Source organism: Scytonema sp. NUACC21, assembly GCF_054684315.1.
Genome location: NZ_BAAFZH010000022.1, coordinates 1 through 19162 on the forward strand (window position 1 = coordinate 1; position 19162 = coordinate 19162).

The 19162-nt window shown below is 44.0% G+C and carries 11 protein-coding genes and 5 pseudogenes; 8 read left to right on the forward strand and 8 right to left on the reverse strand.

Annotated features, from left to right (window positions below):
- A pseudogene (locus ACYRY3_RS01560) lies at window positions 1–920 on the forward strand (cyanophycin synthetase); the annotation flags it as partial.
- Window positions 921–1024: 104 nt separating this feature from the next.
- On the opposite strand, the pseudogene ACYRY3_RS01565 reads toward ACYRY3_RS01560, so the two are convergent.
- Window positions 1025–1870 (reverse strand): annotated as a pseudogene (locus ACYRY3_RS01565) (alpha-amylase family glycosyl hydrolase); the annotation flags it as partial.
- A 243-nt stretch (window positions 1871–2113) separates the two neighbouring features.
- Window positions 2114–3403: an RNA-guided endonuclease InsQ/TnpB family protein gene (locus tag ACYRY3_RS01570; RefSeq protein ID WP_460200055.1), complete on the reverse strand. Its 1290-nt coding sequence runs from the start codon at window positions 3401–3403 to the stop codon at window positions 2114–2116.
- A gap of 62 nt (window positions 3404–3465) precedes the next feature.
- Between ACYRY3_RS01570 and ACYRY3_RS01575 the strand changes: the two genes are divergently transcribed.
- A complete protein-coding gene (locus tag ACYRY3_RS01575) occupies window positions 3466–3627 on the forward strand; it encodes a hypothetical protein (RefSeq protein ID WP_460200056.1) in 162 nt (53 codons plus the stop codon).
- 602 nt (window positions 3628–4229) lie between these two features.
- Window positions 4230–5801 (forward strand): pyruvate formate lyase family protein, encoded by a 1572-nt coding sequence (locus ACYRY3_RS01580; RefSeq protein ID WP_460200068.1) that lies wholly within the window; start codon window positions 4230–4232, stop codon window positions 5799–5801.
- On the opposite strand, the pseudogene pyk reads toward ACYRY3_RS01580, so the two are convergent.
- The 3 genes and pseudogenes from pyk to ACYRY3_RS01595 all read right to left on the reverse strand — a co-directional run.
- Window positions 5685–7046: pseudogene (gene pyk, locus ACYRY3_RS01585) on the reverse strand (pyruvate kinase); the annotation flags it as partial. The gene ACYRY3_RS01580 and the pseudogene pyk sit on opposite strands and share 117 nt — an antisense overlap.
- Before the next feature lie 4 nt (window positions 7047–7050).
- On the reverse strand, window positions 7051–8748 hold the full coding sequence (locus ACYRY3_RS01590) for a photosystem II high light acclimation radical SAM protein (protein ID WP_460200057.1): 1698 nt from the start codon (window positions 8746–8748) through the stop codon (window positions 7051–7053).
- The gene (locus tag ACYRY3_RS01595; RefSeq protein WP_460200059.1) at window positions 8727–8951 is read right to left on the reverse strand and encodes a hypothetical protein; all 225 of its coding nucleotides are present in this window, start codon (window positions 8949–8951) and stop codon (window positions 8727–8729) included. The genes ACYRY3_RS01590 and ACYRY3_RS01595 overlap by 22 nt, the downstream gene beginning before the upstream one ends.
- Window positions 8952–8982: 31 nt before the next feature.
- Here ACYRY3_RS01595 and ACYRY3_RS01600 point away from each other — a divergent pair, with 31 nt between their 5' ends.
- Both ACYRY3_RS01600 and ACYRY3_RS01605 read left to right on the forward strand, forming a co-directional pair.
- Window positions 8983–9174 carry a hypothetical protein gene (locus ACYRY3_RS01600; protein ID WP_460200060.1) on the forward strand — a complete coding sequence of 64 codons (192 nt, stop codon included), beginning with the start codon at window positions 8983–8985 and terminating at the stop codon, window positions 9172–9174.
- A 297-nt stretch (window positions 9175–9471) separates the two neighbouring features.
- On the forward strand, window positions 9472–11427 hold the full coding sequence (locus tag ACYRY3_RS01605; RefSeq protein WP_460200061.1) for an NAD(P)H-quinone oxidoreductase subunit 5: 1956 nt from the start codon (window positions 9472–9474) through the stop codon (window positions 11425–11427).
- On the opposite strand, the pseudogene ACYRY3_RS01610 reads toward ACYRY3_RS01605, so the two are convergent.
- Window positions 11361–12683 (reverse strand): annotated as a pseudogene (locus ACYRY3_RS01610) (4Fe-4S binding protein); the annotation flags it as partial. The gene ACYRY3_RS01605 and the pseudogene ACYRY3_RS01610 sit on opposite strands and share 67 nt — an antisense overlap.
- Before the next feature lie 299 nt (window positions 12684–12982).
- Between ACYRY3_RS01610 and ACYRY3_RS01615 the strand changes: the two are divergent.
- Window positions 12983–13459, forward strand: a complete 477-nt coding sequence (locus ACYRY3_RS01615; RefSeq protein WP_460200062.1) for a hypothetical protein — start codon at window positions 12983–12985, stop codon at window positions 13457–13459.
- A gap of 109 nt (window positions 13460–13568) precedes the next feature.
- Here ACYRY3_RS01615 and ACYRY3_RS01620 read toward each other — a convergent pair whose 3' ends face one another.
- Window positions 13569–15248, reverse strand: a complete 1680-nt coding sequence (locus ACYRY3_RS01620; protein ID WP_460200064.1) for an ATP-binding protein — start codon at window positions 15246–15248, stop codon at window positions 13569–13571.
- Window positions 15249–15278: 30 nt separating this feature from the next.
- On the opposite strand from ACYRY3_RS01620, the gene ACYRY3_RS01625 reads away from it, so the two are divergent.
- Together ACYRY3_RS01625 and ACYRY3_RS01630 are read left to right on the forward strand one after the other, a co-directional pair.
- Window positions 15279–16817 carry an MBOAT family O-acyltransferase gene (locus ACYRY3_RS01625; RefSeq protein ID WP_460200065.1) on the forward strand — a complete coding sequence of 513 codons (1539 nt, stop codon included), beginning with the start codon at window positions 15279–15281 and terminating at the stop codon, window positions 16815–16817.
- A 226-nt stretch (window positions 16818–17043) separates the two neighbouring features.
- Window positions 17044–17199: pseudogene (locus tag ACYRY3_RS01630) on the forward strand (photosystem II q(b) protein); the annotation flags it as partial.
- A gap of 268 nt (window positions 17200–17467) precedes the next feature.
- Here ACYRY3_RS01630 and ACYRY3_RS01635 read toward each other — a convergent pair.
- On the reverse strand, window positions 17468–19162 hold a 1695-nt coding region (locus ACYRY3_RS01635), incomplete at its 5' end, for a hybrid sensor histidine kinase/response regulator (protein ID WP_460200067.1).

Sequence of the window (19162 nt, forward strand, 5' to 3'; positions counted from 1 at the left end):
GGTACTCAACCATTGAAGAGTTAATCCGTGAAGAAAACCGAAAACCCGGACGTTGGGACACTCCCACCTCACCAATGGCTAAAATTCAGTGTGACGAGGCAATGGAACAATACCTCGCACAACAGCGTTTGTCATTGGATAGCGTTCTTGAGAGAAATCGTAAGGTTTATCTTCGGAAAGTTGCTAACCTCTCATCAGGAGGAGTGAGCATTGATGCGACCCGCACCATTCACCCGGATAATATTATCTTGGCACAAGACATAGCCCAACACTTCCGCCTGGTTTGCCTGGGGATCGATGTTATTGCTCCAAATCTCAGCGAATCTTGGAAGTCAGGCGAATTTGCCATTTTAGAAATCAACGCTGCGCCAGGAATTTTGATGCATCTGAACCCAGCAATAGGAGAAAGTGTTGATGTGCCTTCACACATTCTAGAAACTTTCTATAAGTTGGGAAAAGATTCCAGAATACCCATCATTACCTTTAACAAAGTCTCACTGCATGACCTCCAAGAAACAATTGACCACATTCTTTTACAACATCCTGATTGGTCAATAGGTGCTGTTTGTCGTGATGGCGTTTTTGTCAATCGTTCACCAAAAATCCTCAGCAAGGATTACAACACCAACGTCTTAACATTACTACGCAATCCCAAACTTGATTTACTGATTGCTGAATACCAAGAAAACACCTTAGAACAAGAGGGGATGTATTACTACGGAAGTAACATGGTTGTTCTAGATAATCCTAGTGAAACTGAGATGATGCTAGCGCGGGATGTGTTTGACGATTCCACTGTTGTAATTAGAAAAGGAGACAATGTTTCTCTCAGACGCCAGGGATTGATTGAAGAATATGCTCTAGGAGCGGATGAACCATTTACAAGGGTTTATCTCAAGGAAATTGGTACTGTTTTGTAATTCGTGGTTCGTGGTTAGTAGTTAGTAGTTGGTAGCTGGAAGGTTTATAGAGCGAAGCTTTTCCAGTTTCGAGTATCCACTAACTACTATCCACTAAAAGTACCCTAATGCCAAACAAATACTTTGGCTTCGTAGGGTCCCAAATCAGTCATAATGCTGTCATCGCCAGCTTCAATATCATAATTATTTGTCCATTCATGCCATGTACCACCATTAGGGAAGTTAGGCACTTGATATCCTGCCAGGAAATTTTCTGAAAAATTTACCACAACGACAACCCGAGAACCTTCTTCATTCCAGCGGCTGTAAGCTAACACTTTTGCCTCTGGATTTTCGTGGATGAAGTCGATATTTTCTGTGTAAAGAGCATGATTGTTTTTGCGTAGGTGAATCAAACCTTTGTAGTACTCAAATAAGCTGCGATTCAAGTCACTACCGAGTAATGTCCAATCAATTTTGGCGGACTCTTGTGTTTTTGCTTTGTACTCGCCAAACTCTTGTCCCATCCAAATCATTGGTACGCCCACGGCTGTCATTAGGAGAACCGCACCCAATTTTAAACGTTTAAAAGCGTCTTCGTCAAAGATGTTACGGTTTCCCAGTTCCACCATCAAGCGATCGTGGTCGTGGTTTGTCAGGTAATTTACAACATTCGTAGTACCCATGAAGCCTTGGCGCTTGCAGTCAATTACATCTTTAAGTTGCTCCAAATCAAAGGTGTCACCACAAATGTGTGGAACAACAGTATGGAGAAAACTGTCGTGCCAGCAACCATCCATCGGTCCATCTACATTGGTAATGGTGGGAGTTTCGGGAATATGTTCGGCAATATTGTAAAAAGGTTTCATGCTAGCCGTTTTTTTAGTTTCCTGCACAATCCAGTGCATGAAATCATAGTTTGCTATTTGCCTCGCTGCATCATAGCGAATACCATCAATATGATATTCTTCCGTCATTCGTCATTTTCAAAAATACAGTATCTACGATCTGCCGAAGCCAGCAGCGAAGCTAAGGTCTAATATCTTATTAGATTTATGAGTTGCGGGAGTTCTGGGGGATAGAGTGCGTTATTTTAACCAAATACCTGGTTCAACGCAGTTCCAGTACTTGTCTCAAACATTTTCCAAATTTAATTTATAAATTTCTCTTTAATATGGCAATATTGACGCACCCACCCCTTTAAGGGGTGGGATTCATGCGTAGAACCGCATGGGTTGCGTCAAGCAACCCCTACCTATCTGACTGAGGTCTAGCCCCAATCTCGTAGCTACTTTAACTAGTATGTTTGCACTTCCGTTCAAATCAGCGTGACACTTTATACCTCGCTTAGAGGTGTACTCACCACGCTTTGTTCTTCTTCCTGAAAACTCGTACCCTATCTCCTTCGGAGACGCTGCGCGAACGGGTTTTTCACCAAATGCAGGTACTAAGTCTCCATCCAAAAAGCTAGCTCGTGAGGTATATGCTTCCTCAGTTTCTATATAGTTGATGGCATACTGTTGACACAACTGTTCTATTCTCTTTCTCAACTTAGCAGTGGGAATTTGAACAAAATTTTGGTTGTTTCTACGTCCAATATCAATACCTTGTTTTTGCTCAAGATTGCAACCAAAAACAATAGTACCAACATCGTTACTCAAACACCAGTTAATGATTTGAAGAGCCACTTTGTTGGTCGCGTCTCTCATTTGTCTATTGCGTTTGTCAGTCATTCTAGCCATGCGTTTGGTGAAGAATGAATCATCACCAAACTGTTGATCAACTGCTGTCTGCAATCCTGCTTTAGTTTTGTTCCAATATTGGTTAATAGATTTCAACCGTTTTCCACTAATCAAGAAAGATTTACCGTTAGTGCAAACTGCTGATACCCAGTTATTAAGTCCGGGGTCGATGCCAAGAGCATGAGTTCCAGTTACCTGTGGTACTTCATCCATCTCATAAACATACTCGGTGTACCAAGTTCCGTGAGACGGGACGAACCGAAGTTCTTTAATCTTCTTGTTCCATAAACGTTCTGGGTATGGTACGGTTATTGATTCAATGCCCTCAAAATAAGTCTTTCCCGCACGACCTATCGGCACTTCTAACCATTTATTCCCATCTTCTTCTCTAACTTTAATAGCTTGACCGGGATACACAATTTGATAGACACCTGTTTTAGAACGATAGTGGGGAAGTTTAACTTTCTGTTTAAGCTCTCCCTTTTTCGCCTTTTTACTAAGTTCTCTAAAAGACTTGAAAGACTCAGCTACACTCTTAAGAGTTTGTTGTCCTGCTTGCGAATGCATAATTTTGTAGTTTTCGTCTGTCTTTAATGCATTACACAATTGTGCATAACTTACAAACTTACCATCTTCAAAATACTGTTGACGGCTGAGATATACACCAGTGTTGTATAAGCTGTTAGATGCAATGCCCAATACATTTAATATAGCTTGAGCTACAGCATCTGGTTTGGTTGCATTTTTTTGAGTTCCTATCATATTTATTTTTTACTTCAGGCAAATACGCTAACATAAATGTGTCGCTATTGTGTCTCAAGGTTATGAAAAAAGAATTACATATTCGGATAACAGAACGCCGAATTAATAAGTTACGGTTATTGGCTGTTGAGAAAGATAAAACGATTACTCAGATTGTTGAAGAATTAATTGATACACTCCCAGAACCAACTTGGAATGCACCTGAAGGTGCAACGCATTCATGAGCGAAAATGCGGTGTGGCTTTGCCTCCCGCATTATTCGCGTCCCACACCTAAAGGACGCTTGAGCCACGAAGTCACACTTCGTGGCTCAATCTTGTGGGCTTTCTGCTTTTATTGCTGTAACGGGTAAAGACTTATCATTAAGGCAGAGGGGGAGAGGGGGGGAGAGGGAGAGGGGGAGCGAGTTTTCTGGTTTTTGCGATTATTGTTTAATCATAACTAATTAACCGGACTTAATATCATGGCTTGTTTCTACACTCTTTGTCCGAGATGTCCATCATACGGGAATTGCGAATTATTGTGAGGCAGAAGCTAGCAGTGACAGCTATTGAGCTAATATTTCACGGTTAGGAAAGTTTAGTTTTCAAGATAGTTGACGTAGGGCAAGATATATGTCTTCACAACTTCCTCAAGATTTCTCTATATAACTGAACTTGAAAAAGCAAAGAGGAGCGGAGTCTAGAGCTAGGAGCTAGGAGTTAGGTATCAGGAGTTATTCTCTGTCTTCCCGTGCCCCCTTGCCCCCTCCTCCCTCTCCATGCGTTGGGAAGCGAGAAATAAAAATATGTTTGAGCAGTGGCAAGGTTTTGCAACAGGGAGCTGGATGAAGGAAATCAATGTGCGTGACTTCATCCAAAAAAATTACACTCCCTATGAAGGTAATGGTTCCTTCTTGGCACAAGCGATTGAAGAAACTCAGAAGCTTTGGAACCAAGTTACGCAATTAATGAAAGAAGAACGGGAAAAAGGGATTTTGGATGCAGATACAGAAGTGGTTTCTACCATCACTTCCCACAGTCCCGGTTATATTAACCAAGATTTAGAACAAATCGTTGGTTTGCAAACCGATAAACCTCTCAAGCGAGCTATTATGCCCTTGGGTGGGGTTCGTTTGGTGAAGACATCTCTGGAAGCTTACGGTTACAAACTCGACCCAATAACTGAAGAAATTTTTACTAAGTATCGTAAAACTCACAATGATGGAGTTTTTAGTGCCTATACTCGCGAAATGCGCCTTTGTCGGCACTCTGGAATTATTACAGGGTTACCTGATGCTTATGGTCGTGGTAGGATTATAGGTGACTATCGTCGTGTTGCTTTATACGGAGTTGACCGTTTAGTCGATGACAAAAAGCAACAACTGGAATCTTTGGAAGTTGATGCTATCGATGAAAGTGTCATCCAACTTAGGGAGGAAATTTTCGAGCAAATTCGCGCCTTATTTGAACTGAAAGAAATGGCTGCAAGTTACGGCTTTGACATTAGCCGCCCTGCTGGTAATGCCAAAGAAGCGGTTCAGTGGCTTTATTTTGCATACCTGGCTGCGGTTAAAGAACAGAATGGTGCAGCCATGTCCTTGGGACGGGTGTCTACGTTCTTAGACATTTACTTTGAGCGAGATCTCAAGAATGATAATGTGACAGAAGTTCAATTGCAAGAATTCATCGACCACTTTGTCATGAAGTTGCGGATGGTGCGCTTTTTGCGGACACCGGAGTACAACGAGCTCTTTTCTGGAGATCCTACCTGGGTGACGGAATGTATTGGTGGTGTCGGTGAAGATGGCAGACCACTCGTTACGAAGAACAGCTTCCGCATACTCAACACTTTGTATAACTTGGGACCAGCACCCGAACCTAACCTGACTGTTCTGTGGTCGGAACGTCTACCTAGGGAATTCAAACGCTTCTGTGCAAAGGTTTCTAAAGATACAAGTTCAATTCAGTACGAAAACGATGATTTGATGCGTCCTTACTGGGGCGATGATTATGCCATCGCTTGCTGTGTTTCTGCAATGCGAATTGGCAAACAAATGCAGTTCTTTGGTGCTCGGGCTAATCTCGCCAAATGTCTGCTGTATGCTATTAACGGTGGTAAGGATGAAAAGTCGGGGGAACAAATTGGCCCTGCTTATGCGCCTGTAACTTCTGAGTATTTAGATTATGAAGAGGTTAAGAGTAAGTTTAAGCAGATGATGAGTTGGTTGGCTAAGGCTTATGTCAACACTCTCAATGGTGTTGACCATTCCGCGTTCTACTACGGGCATCGCCGCAAGGTTGATCAAGATGTCACCTTTTTTAACAAACCCACGGTCTTTGGCCATTTGGTTAATGTCGTCAACGGTATCGTCGGTGGTGACAAACTTGTCGTAATAAAACGCATTGACACCCCATAACAAGTTCAATTGCGTTAGAATATACTTATTGGACGTGTACACGAGAATGTGTGCTGAGGGGCGCCATGCCGAAATTTGAAACGCCGTGTACCCGCTGTTGGTAAGCGTTGAAATCGCTTTGGCTTTGATGTCGTTGGCCATCGTAGCGGCGTGGTAGCAAATCGATTTGGTGATGAATCGTTTGGTACGCACGTGTGGCGGGTTTTGGGGAACTTGAATCAAAGGCGAATCTTCGACAGCCTCAATGATTTGGGTCATTTTTTCAATGACTTGCACGGGATAGTTTCCTACCGAGGTTTCACCCGAAAGCATTACCGCATCGGCGCCATCCATAACCGAGTTGGCCACGTCGTTGACTTCAGCACGGGTGGGAGTCAAGCTGGTAATCATGGTTTCCATCATTTGGGTCGCTACGATTACAGGGATACGGGCTGTTTTGGCGCGGTGGATTAATTTTTTCTGAATCAAAGGCACTTCGTGTGCTGGAATTTCCACCCCGAGGTCACCCCGCGCTACCATCAATCCGTCGCAGTAGGCCACAATCTTGTCGATGTTTTCAACGGCTTCGGGTTTTTCAATTTTGGCGACAATCGGAATTTTATGATCGGTATGTTCAGAAATTAATTCTTGCAATTCCATCAAGTCTTTAGGGGTGCGCACAAAGGAGAGTGCAATCCAATCCACGTCGTTTTCAATAGCAAAAATCGCGTCTTTGATGTCTTTTGGGGTCAAAGCAGGAAGGGAAACCTTGGTGTTGGGCAGGTTAACTCCTTTTTTGGATTTTAGGGGACCTCCTTGAATGACTTTGGTTTTTACTTCGTTTTTTCCGTCGGTTTCGATGACTTCAAAAATGAGTTTCCCGTCGTCGAGAAGGATGCGTTCGCCTGGATTTACATCACTAGGAAACGCTTTGTAGTTCATGTATACGCGTTCGGCATTGCCGGGAACGTCTTCGGCAGTTTGAAAAGTGATTACATCTCCTGGATTAACCACAACGTCTTCTTTCATAACACCTACCCGTAATTTGGGTCCTTGTAAGTCGGCTAAAATAGCGGTGGTGTAGCCAAATTCCTGGTTTAATCCACGGATAATGTCAATTCGCTCCTTTACATCGACATAATCGGCATGCGAAAAGTTAATACGGAACACATTGACTCCGGCGTCGATCATGTCTTTGATTACCTCGCGGGTACTACACGCCGGCCCCAAGGTGGCCACGATTTTGGTTTTTTTTCTAGTCGGCATTCTTTTAAAAAATTAGATTGTGTTTGGACTTTAGTTGTTTTTTATCAATACGGTAAGCCATACTTACCCATTCAATTTCGCTGATTTTTCGAATCACTTCATCCAAATCGACATTGTTTTCTAGATTGTCAATTTTGAGAATATAATCCACTTTTTTGTATTCGGGCAATAAATACACCGAAGTGGCAACATCATTTTTTAGCGCGGCAAACAACACCCCAGGACCTTGCGTTTCGGTGATGACTTCACTTTTATTTTGCACCAAATGCCAGGTAATGAAGCGGGATTCGTCATAAAATTCAAAGCGTGAAAGTCCGGTACTTCCTTCTTTGATTTGTATGTGAAGGTCTTCTTGGGTTCGTGCCAACAAAACGTCGAGTTGTCGGTTTAGGTGAAAGGCCAAACGGGAATCTTCCAACGAAGTGTGCAAGGCGATTACCTCGTAATCTTGCGCTTCAAATTCATGGATGTAGATTTTTTGCGTCGCCATTTCCGCCTCGTCAATCACATTAAAGGAGTAGTTGACAGATACTAAGTCGTTAAATCCTGCTGCTTTTAAGTCACGGCAGTTTTGCAGAACTGTTCGCAGGTTATAACCCATCCGCATTTTGCGAACCAGTTCTTGAGAACCACTGGTAATACCAATTTCAAAGTAATTCATTCCTGTTTTCACCATCAAATCACACACTTTTGGTGTGAGGTTGTCGGCGCGGATATATGCTGCCCAGTGAATATCCGTCATTCCAGAATCAACGATTTTCTGTAGGAGTTCTTCAGCATCATCGATAAATTTGCGAGCAGGTATAAATTGAGCATCAGTAAACCAGAAGTTTCGTATGCCGCGATTGTAAAGTTGTCGCATTTCAGCTACGACTTCATCAGCTGGATTGACGCGAACTTGTTTACCTTCAACAACAGTGTAAACACAGTAGCAGCAGTTGTGGGGACAACCGCGTTTGGTTTGCACACCTATATAGAAGTCTGCTTCTTGCAGGTAGTAATTGAACTCGGGCCAGATGCTTTCTATGTAGTCGTAGTTACAGGCAGCTTTCTCAATTGGAGTTGGTTGTTCGTGGATCAGGCGCGGACGTGGTTGTGCCTCTCCTACCACATAACACCGTTCTTCTCTAAAATCTCTGCCTGTTAAAAGTTTTTCTAGCAGAGTCTCCCCTTCTCCTACAGAGACAATTGTTCCTTTGGGCAGACTTGTTCTCAGTTGCTCGTAAAATACGCTGACAGCACCGCCACCCACTACTAGACGAGTATCCGGATTGTACTTCCTAGCGCGTTTCAAACCACGCTTGATTAAGCCTAAGTTACGCCACAGTTCTGTGTAGTAACTTATTAGCATCCGCAAGCTGCCCAATGCTCCATGGGCTTTTACTAAGGGATTCTTGGCGTAGAAAAACTCAAAGGAATACTGCAATGGATTGCCACCGCGCCCCCCTACTGGAGCATAAATTTGGATGTCCCGCCATGAGAAGACAAGCAGTGTTGGTTGAAATTCATCAATACAGCGGTCTAGGGCAGTGGCGTAATCGATAGGTGGCACTGTTCCTAAATCAAAAATTTGCTGCTTAATTTCGGGAAACAGTTTGTGGACGTGGTCTGAAAGGTAGACAACGCCAATGGGAAAGATAGGGTTACAAGGAAGGCGAACGTAGAGAATTCGGTTTTCCATCACAGTTGTCTTGACTTCCATTTTGCCTGAGTTTGGGAAAAAGCACGAGTAATAACTGCTTCTATATGGTTTTTGTTATGTTTTTTGTCCTCTATCACAATCTTACTTGACATTTCACTCAGATTGTTGATAAGCGAGCTGCTTGACTTATATACTTCCTTATTTACACCCAAGATGAAGCTGTTACCCACTGCATTCAAACGCTGATTCGTGAAGGTCGTCATGGGTCTTTAGTTATTGGTCATTTGTCACACAATGAACCAAGACAATGGACGCTCTCAAAGCGATCGCGCTGATAATATGCAAGTTGTGGGCGCAACAGACCCTCTTTTTTCAAGGGCTAAGGGTGAGGAGTGGGTTTTTCTCGCTTTTACCCTTTTCTCCTGGCTGTTTTTGCTTTTGGAGATAGGTAATCACAGAGAGATGGTTCTTATATCTTTACAATAACATTACTTCCATTTCATAAATCCACGATCTACGTTGGGCAATCGTAGCGTTTAAATAGAAAAGCGGCGATTCTCGGATTAACATATTAATTTCTACAAGCGCCAAATATTGTATTTGTGTGCCACTAATATACAATTGCAGAAAAAACATAAATTTTTACGAATTTTTCATATCCGTGCCATATCTAAAGGTAGAAATTGTGTGTAAAAGTTCATATGGTAGTCGGGATTACAGCATATGGGGATCGGCAGGTGTTAGCTTTGACTGGTGTAATATGTATTACCTCTTCTTGGGGCAATGCTGGTCGGTCTAGGGTTAATCTCTTTGAATCAGGTGACTAACAGCGTGCGAAAGCTAAATGCAGCGCTCATCATATCCCTAATGGGAGCTGCAATGGGGCTTTCGTTTGCTTTGCTGTGGAGTCAAATTGAAGGACACGCCCCTTACACCCGCACCTTAGAATGGGCTGCGGCAGGCAATTTTCACCTGAGCATGGGCTACACTATTGACCATCTGGCAGCCCTCATGCTAGTGATTGTGACGACTGTAGCCTTCTTGGTAATGGTTTACACCGATGGCTACATGTCTCACGATCCAGGCTATGTCCGGTTTTACGCCTATCTCAGCTTGTTTGGCTCCTCAATGTTGGGTTTGGTAGTCAGCCCCAATTTGGTACAGGTTTATATCTTCTGGGAACTGGTTGGGATGTGTTCCTACCTGCTGGTTGGCTTTTGGTACGATCGCAAGGCAGCAGCAGATGCTTGCCAAAAAGCGTTTGTGACCAACCGTGTAGGTGACTTTGGTCTGCTATTGGGCATTCTCGGGCTGTTCTGGGCAACAGGAAGCTTTGATTTTGATGTCATGGGCATTCGTCTTGGAGAACTGGTGAATAGCGGTTCTTTAAGCAATTTCCTCGCCGTGCTGTTTGCAATTTTAGTTTTTCTTGGACCAGTGGCAAAATCTGCCCAATTTCCCCTTCATGTCTGGCTACCAGATGCGATGGAAGGTCCCACCCCCATTTCAGCTTTGATCCATGCAGCAACAATGGTGGCAGCGGGAGTTTTCCTAGTTGCCCGCATGTACCCAGTGTTTGAACACGTCCCAGCAGCAATGAACATCATTGCCTTCACTGGAGCATTCACAGCATTTTTGGGTGCGACAATTGCTATTACTCAAAACGACATCAAAAAAGGTTTGGCATACTCCACCATCTCCCAACTCGGTTACATGGTGATGGCAATGGGAGTCGGTGCATACACCGCAGGTCTGTTCCACCTCATGACCCATGCCTACTTTAAGGCGATGCTGTTCCTTGGTTCCGGTTCTGTGATTCATGGCATGGAAGGTGTCGTTGGTCACGACCCTGCTTTGGCACAGGACGTCCGCTTGATGGGTGGGCTGCGAAAGTATATGCCAGTTACCGCAGTTACCTTCTTGATTGGTTGCTTGGCAATTTCCGGTATCCCGCCTTTTGCTGGTTTCTGGTCGAAAGATGAAATCCTCGGTGCAGCCTTTAACGCGAACCCAATTCTTTGGTTTGTTGGTTGGCTGACTGCAGGAATTACTGCTTTCTATATGTTCCGGATGTATCTGACTACCTTTGAAGGTAAATTCCGGGGCAATCAAACCGATAAGTGGGAGAAACTCAAGTCACCCATAGGGATGGCACTTGTTACAGGTTTTGATACAACACGTGCTTTTGGTCCCGGTGCAATGACTAAAGGGGAACTAGAAGAATCTTCCGAACACCACCACGATGACCACGGACACGGGCACAGTGAATATCCCCACGAGTCACCTTGGACTATGACTCTGCCGTTGGTTGTTTTGGCATTTCCTTCCATGCTAATTGGTTTGTTAGGCACTCCTTTTGCTAACTACTTTGAGGAGTTCATCTACTCACCAAATGAAACCTTAGAGGAAGTGGTGGAAAAGGCTGCTTCGTTCAACCCAACAGAATTCTACGTTTTAGCAGGAGGTTCGGTGGCAATTTCCGTAGTTGGGATTACCCTGGCTGTCCTCACCTACTCCTGGAGTAAGATTAACCCCGTGGAAATTGCGGCAAAAGTGAAACCGCTTTACGAGTTATCTCTCAACAAGTGGTACTTTGATGACATCTATCATCGCGTTTTTGTAATAGGTCTGCGTCGCCTAGCAAGACAAGTGATGGAAGTTGACTTCCGCGTGATGCGGGCATTCATTAATCGATTCCACTTGCCACGAGGGGCTGCATCGGTCAATCGGGTGTCATGACTACCATCATCGATCCAGAATTCCACAGCTGCTTCCCCGTCTTCTGGAATATCAACTAACTTAGCCCACAAAGGTTGAATTTCTAATGGATAGGTCACCGGATCGAATAAAGGTTTGAGCCCATAATGGTTGAGTACCTCTAAATCGCTTTCAAAGATTCTAAGCAGACGTTGGCGATTCTCCGGTTGCAAAGAGACTTGGCTGAGTTTTTGCTCCCCGTAAGCAACTCTCATGAGAGTGGGAATCGTAACGCGCTGTTCTCTACCCATTTTGATTTTAAATAATAACCACAGCATCATACGAGCTGCACCCTCATGCTTCTGCCAAATGCTCATCACCGCACTTAATAAGGCTTTGGGTAAAGTACCGTATTGGTAGAAAGTAGTACGCTCCTTGCACCCTTGCTGGTTCAGAAAATACTGCGCCCACTCACCCGCTTTAATTTTGAAAGTTAACCCAACCAGATGCTTGCATCCCATCTCGTCTTCCTGAAACTGGTGCTGAATGTCCAATAAATGCCACAAACGGCTTTTTTCAAGAGAAATCTCCTTAATCTTTCCTTGCGATCGCAAATTAATAGAAGCTATCAGTTTGCAGGGTTGTTGAGCAAGTTCTTTAATGAGAGCCAGCTTGGTAGATTTGCTCAAGTCTGTGCGCTTGTCCAGTCCCAGATATTTCTCAATTTGTCGGTCGTTGATGGTAAATTCCTGTTTCCAAGGCTTATCTAGACTAGTGACATGAGCAGCATATATCAAGTGCAGGCAGGCAGATCTCATATCAAATGTTTCCATCGCAGAGAAAGCCTTTTCCCCTTTCAGTGCTTCTGGCGCTTCTAAACCCAAGCTGTCGGTAACTCGGAAGGCAAGTGTACCCTTACCTCCATGAATTTGCCGTTGATAATACAGTTCTCCAGAAGCATCTATTTCCCAAAGAAGAGATTGTCGCTGTGCTAAAACGTTGCACAATTCCCAAATTACGACTGCTGAGGCAAAAGGATGGCTTTTCCCGTCCAGAAAAAGTTCCGGGCTGGGAACAATTCCAACATCAACCTTATATCTACCCTTTTTTGCTTGGCAAGGTACTGGAGAGTTGACAGGGCAAAAAATGACACATTGCGGTGCTAGATAACCTTGACAGTTATTACACAAAGTCGGGTCAATCCAGTATTCACCTTCGATAACTGCGATCGCACCTGTAGGGCACTGAGGGAGGCAGTTGTTACACTGAATACAGCGCTTAGTGATGGCGTAAGGCATAGTCTTGTACGAGCAATTTTCACCTTTGAGATGCTAACCAAAGCTGTAATCCAGTATTCAGGGATACCCATCTCTTCATAATCCCCAAATTTATTGTAGCGATAGCAATTGGGGGAACAGAGAACATTTATGCAAACAATTGTTACAAAAATACCGTTCAAAAAATACAAGAAAAAGCTCAAGAGATAGAGCAACTATCTGGTCGTCCTTTTAGTCACACCGTTAGACCTACCTCATCTAACTATGCAGATGTACAAATAGGAAAAGTTGACGATACGCTCGACCTTTATGAGCAACAATTGAAGAGAGATAACGAACAAATTAAAGACAGAATACACGCCAATGCTCAACCTAACTTTGCTGATTTTGGTCGTGTTGCTGTTAGAGGTGCAGTTATTGGAGGTAGCATTCGATTTGCTACAAAACTTTACGTTAAATATAAAGAAGGCAAAAACGTCTTTAAAGGTGAGTTAACACTTGAAGATTGGAAAGAAATTGGGTTTGATACGGCTACTGGTGCTGCACTCAGTAGTATATCGGAAACGGCAATTTATGGGTTAACCAATTTTGCTCAAATGTCTGCTCCCTTAGCTGGTGCATTCGTTAGTCGAAGGTTAAACAAGTTGCGATTATACGCTGCAAGCAAGGAGAAAACAGTCACCCAAATAGTTGAAGACTGGGTGGATCGACTCCCCAATACAGAAATTGGCAATCCAGTCACTGTCCCCACTCCCTCTTTCCCTGACGGGGAAAATTGGTCAAAAGACGCGACCTGATTTCCCGGTCATTCATCCCACGCCTCCCTACAGGTAGGACGTGGGGCAACTGACCGATCTAGCTAAAATAATCCTAGATCCAATTGTCGTATTCTGGAGCGAGGAGCGACTAATCTTGTGTTTCGCCATCTAAAGTGGAAACCATAACTGGTTGCTGATACAGAGGTACAGTGAATGTTACCGTTGAGCCTAGCCCTTCACCCAAGCTGTAAAAATTCACCTCACCGCCCATAGCTTCTACCAGCTTTTGGGATATTGCCAGTCCCAACCCCGTACCCCCATACTGACGGGTACGAGAACCATCTACCTGACTGAATAACTGAAATAGTTTGTCTTGTTTGTCTAAAGAAACTCCAATACCCGTGTCTGCAACACGCACGCGAACCGTGCCGGGAAATTGCTGTTCGTGGAACATGACTTTTTTACGAACGACATCAGCACTGACAGTGATCCCGCCTTCATGGGTAAATTTGATGGCATTCCCAACCAAGTTTAACATCACCTGTTTTAAGCGCTGGTAATCCCCGTGGACAATAATTTCATCCGACGTTGGTGGCATTTGCATTCGCAGGCTGAGATTTCTCCCCTCTGCTTGAGGGCGCATAAAATTCTCGACATCGCTAAATAGTTCATCTAGCTTAACCGATCGCAGTTCCAATTCCATTTTGCCTGCTTCGATTTTGGCAATATCTAGGATATCGTTAATAATATCAAGCAAGTATAATGATGATTTATGTGCCTCTTGAAGAAACTGCTTCTGTTCTTCGGGATCGTCCGCCATGCCCTCCAAAATCAGCTTTAAAAACCCAATAATACCGTTGAGTGGGGTTCGTAATTCATGGGTGACATTGGCGAGAAAGTCTCTAATGCGGCGCGTTGCTTGTTCGGCTTGTTGACGTGCCGCTTCTAATTCTTTGTATAAAGTAGCATGGGCGATCGCTGTCCCGAGTTGATCCGCTACATCTTTTGCCAATTCCAGGTCATCTGTCGTTATGGCACAACACGAATCTTTAAGAGTCGCTGCAATCAAGCCATTGGGACGATCCTGGTAACACGTTGCAATAACCACTGTCTTTTTCTGCTCTAATTGAGGGTGTTGGGGCGATTCCACCACAATTGGTTCTAAGCTTGAAATTGCCTGAGCAAAGCTGGGTTCAGAAGCGAAATCTATTTCCAAACCCAGCATTGAGCCTTTTACCGACTGGTGATATTCTGCTGTCACCTGCACTTTCTGACTGGAGGAATTATACGGACAGATGATACAGCGTTCGAGTTGTAAAGCTTCCCCCAAACAATCCACTGTTTGTTGCCAAATAATATCCAGGTCTAATGTCCGCCGGATATTTCTAGTAATCTGATTGATGAGTTTTTGGTGTTTGTGCGAACGTGATGCCAGTTCTAACAGTACCGATGCTTGAGGCATTAAGGTTTGTTGCTTGTCAGCTTTCACTTCTTGTAATAGCCGCCCCATCACTAAAACTGTTGTTGGGATAGTTTCTTTTGACGGCATGATTGGGCTGATAGTCAACTCTAACTCAAACAACTGCTGACCGCTGGCAAACCAGCATTGATATCTTTCAGGCACCAAAGTTGTCAAAATCTGCTGTAACTTTTCTAGATACGCAGTTCGATCCACCGGAGCAAAAGCTTGCTCCTCATTTGTAACATCAACTATTTTTTCCGCGCTTAACCCAAGGCTTTCGCTGTGTTGCCAGTAAAAGGTCAGGTAGCGTCCTGTTTGCTCTTGGGTGTACACCAACTCGGCTCCTAAATTTGGACCAATGACCAATGACCAATGACCAATGACAAATAACTAAAAATGAATTTTATATCAATCTTATACGGTCTATTTTTGCTAAGCGTTTTGGGAATCTACTGGTTTGTAGGACAACAGAAGTTGCGACTGTGGACACTACTTATTGCAAGTGTAGTATTCTATGCTTCTTTAGGTGGAGGAGGGGACTCCGGCACCGCAGCCGTGGCAACCCAAGTTCAATATATACCCTTGTTATTTGCATTAATTTATATTAACTTTCGTTTGGGAAGAGAAATTGGTGAAAATACCTCTCCCGGTAAACATAACCAAGATTGGCAGCTTTCTAATGAAGAGTGGCAATTTGCTCAAATTGATTGGAACCGCCGTCGTTTAAATCTTCTGTGGTTGGGTATCATCTTAAACGTTTTGCTACTCCTTGGGTTTAAGTACTTACAGCCTACCTTCAAGTTTTTATTTCACGTGCCCACAACTTCAACTGCCGACTCTTTTAAATTAATCGCGCCCTTAGGAATTTCTTTTTTCACCTTTGAGTGCATTGCTTATTTGGTTGATGTCTATCGTGGGGCACCTGCTACTAAGGAATTTCTCAAATTTGCCGTCTATAAATTTTTCTTTGCCAAATTGATTTCTGGGCCTATTACGCGTTTCCACACCTTAGCAAATCAATTCCAAAATCTCCGGTTTCCCAGCCTTGATTTAGTCACAGAGGGATTGTGGTTGATTGCTAGAGGTGCTGCGAAAAAACGTATTTTGGCAGACCATCTGGGAATTTTTGTTGATGTCTGTTTCGGTAACCTGCAAAGGGCTGGTAGTGCCGATTTATGGTTAGCTACATTTGCCTATGGCTTACAGCTGTACTTGGACTTCAGCGGCTACGTTGATATCGCTCGTGGCACTGCTATGCTCTTTGGCTTGGTTTTACCTGAAAATTTTAAAGCTCCCTATTTTAGTACTAGCATTGCTGATTTTTGGCGGCGCTGGCACGTCACTTTAGGGGATTGGTTGAGAAACTACCTGTACTTCCCATTGGGGGGTTCGCGCAAGGGATTAGACCGAACCTGCCTGAATTTATTGATTGTGATGTTAATTGCAGGTATCTGGCATGGAGCAGCGTTGGGTTTTGTCGTTTGGGGTTTATTCCACGGGCTAGCCTTGGTCGTTCATCGCCTTACTGACGCTATTAGCGATCGCTTTGAAGATTTAGAGAACTTTTGGCACAAACCACTGGGCACATTTGTAGCTTGGCTGCTCACCCAACTGATGGTTTTCACCTCGTGGATTTGGTTTCGCCTACCAAATCTCAATGACTCTTCCCTAGTATTTCAGCATTTATTCGGTCACTCAGCGGATGTACAATTTGCTCAAAAGGTCTACGTAGAAGTTTTGAATATAAGTCAATTCCAGCTAACCCTACTGCTTGGTGCTTTGGGTATGGTTATGGCTGGGCTCTACGCTTTTAAGCAGACCTTAAAGTTACACCTCAGCTGGCCCATCAAGCTTGTGTTTGTACCCTTGTGCTTGTACGGTGTTTGGATGCTCGCCCCAGATGGCAGCTTACCTTACATCTACTTTGATTTCTAATTCCTTGGCGGGTATTGCTACCCAATTGTGAAGGCGATCGCGAGTTGTTCGTCCCACGTATTTGTTAGGGCAAAATAAATATAAGAAAAACTAATTTTAGATATAACAAAATTAAATATAATCTTGATACTTCAGACACAGTAATTTCATGTAAAGTCAAAATATACAGGCAAAAAATAAACTGCCTGGATTGTATCAGTTCAAAAATAAGCACTCATAACAACTAATGACCACAACCTTACAGCGTCGCGAAAGCGGCAACGCTTGGGAGCGGTTCTGCGGCTGGATCACCAGCACCGAAAACCGCATATATATCGGTTGGTTCGGCGTATTGATGATACCCACCCTACTCTCTGCAACTATCTGTTTCATCATCGCCTGGTTCCCAGAGTTGAGCGAACTTCGGGGTGGGGTAGAATTTGTGTATCGTAAGTAATGAGTCGAACATGATATTACGAATTACGAATTAGTATTACCCCCCTTTATCCTCCCTAACCAAGGGGGGAAGTCTGGAGATTCAATTCCCTCCCCTTTATAAGGTCTGGGTTAGGGAGGGGTATTTTTTATTGTTTACCGGAGATGATATAAAAATGGTTTTAAATTTTACAAATGACAAATGACCAATGACAAAGGACAAATCACAACCTAATTTAGTAACAGTCAACCTTGACAATTGTCTTCGTTTGGACGATCGCCGCAATTAAGGCTTCCGGATCGACTGGTTTAGGAACGTGCAACTGAAACCCTGCAGCCAAAGCCTTTTGCCGATCGCTTTCTGCAGCATAAGCCGTCAGAGCAATTGCCTTAATTGACCCCCCTTTTTCTGGTGGCATAGCTCTCACTTGACGCAACAATGTATAGCCGTCTATTTCAGGCATTCCAATATCTGCCAGCAAAATATCAAACTCGCTTTGATTGAGCTTTTGCAACGCCTCTGTTGCAGAGGGTGCTGATATCACCCTAGCACCAGCTTGTTCTAAAACAAACGCTATTAATTCCAAATTGTCTGCATCGTCATCTACAGCCAAAACTTTGATCCCTTGCAAAGTCAGTGTACTTTGCATTGATGCCACCTCCTGATTGGTTGAAGTCGGTGTTGATACCAAGGGAAGCGTGACAGTGAAAGTTGCTCCCTGTCCTTCTCCTGGGCTTTCAGCTAGAATGGTTCCTCCATGTAGCTCGACAATTTGACGTGCGATCGCCAGCCCCAACCCCAAACCGCCGAAAGTTCGAGTTAAGCTGCTATCTGCTTGACGGAAGTAATCAAAGACGTAGGGCAAAAATCCCGGCGGAATGCCTTTGCCCGTATCGCCAACAACAACTTCTGCTCGGTCACCAACTTGCTTTAGCCGGATTTCCACACGCCCACCATTAGGAGTAAACTTGATAGCATTAGATATCAAATTCCAGACAACCTGTTGCAAACGAGTGGCATCGCCTAAAACATTCCCCACCTTCGATTCAAAATGAGTCTGAATTTGGATCGCTTTTGCATCGGCTGCCAGATGTACTGTCTTAATCACTGCTTCAATTATAGTTCTCAGGTCAATAGAACTGGGATTCAAACTGAGCTTGCCTTGTAAAATGCGAGAAATATCAAGTAAATCCTCAATAAGTTCGACTTGTAACTTAGCGTTGCGCTCAATGGTTTCTAGAGCCACCTCTGTTTTGTTAGCATCAAGTTTGCCCCCCCGCAGCAATTTCGTCCAACCCAAAATTGGGTTCATTGGAGTTCTCAATTCGTGGGAGAGAACAGCAAGAAATTCATCTTTCGTCCGGTTGGCGGCTTCAGCGGCAGCTAGTGCCTGTTGCTTGGCTTCATACAATTGGGCACGGGCAATTGCCTGAGCGCACTGTTGAGCCAAGGCAAGGATAAATCCCCGGTCATCATCCTTTAAGGGCGAGAATTGAGCAAAGTTGAGTGACATCGCTCCCACTGCCCGACCCTCAACCATCAGAGGTAACGAAAGCCAACTGGCATAATCAAGAGCATTGTAGTATTCTGCCAAGTGAGGATAACGAGCAATTCGTGCTTCTAGAGGCTCTTCCCAAATAGGTGTGCCAGTGCGTACTGCTTCCGCTAGTGGAACTGATGATGTTATTGGAAAGCGACGCCACTCCTCAATTAGATGGCGATCGTAACCAACAGAGTAGATAATTTCTAGCTCTGTATTATTGCCGTTAACAATTGCCACAATACCAGAACAGGCATTCAAAACGGCAGTGCATTGCTCAATAATTACCTCAGCCGCTTCCCTGGGCGTAAGTGGATCGGAGAGGGCTGCTGTCACCAACTGGAGACAAGCAGTACGATCGGCAGTTTGCTCTGCTTGCTGGCGTGAGAG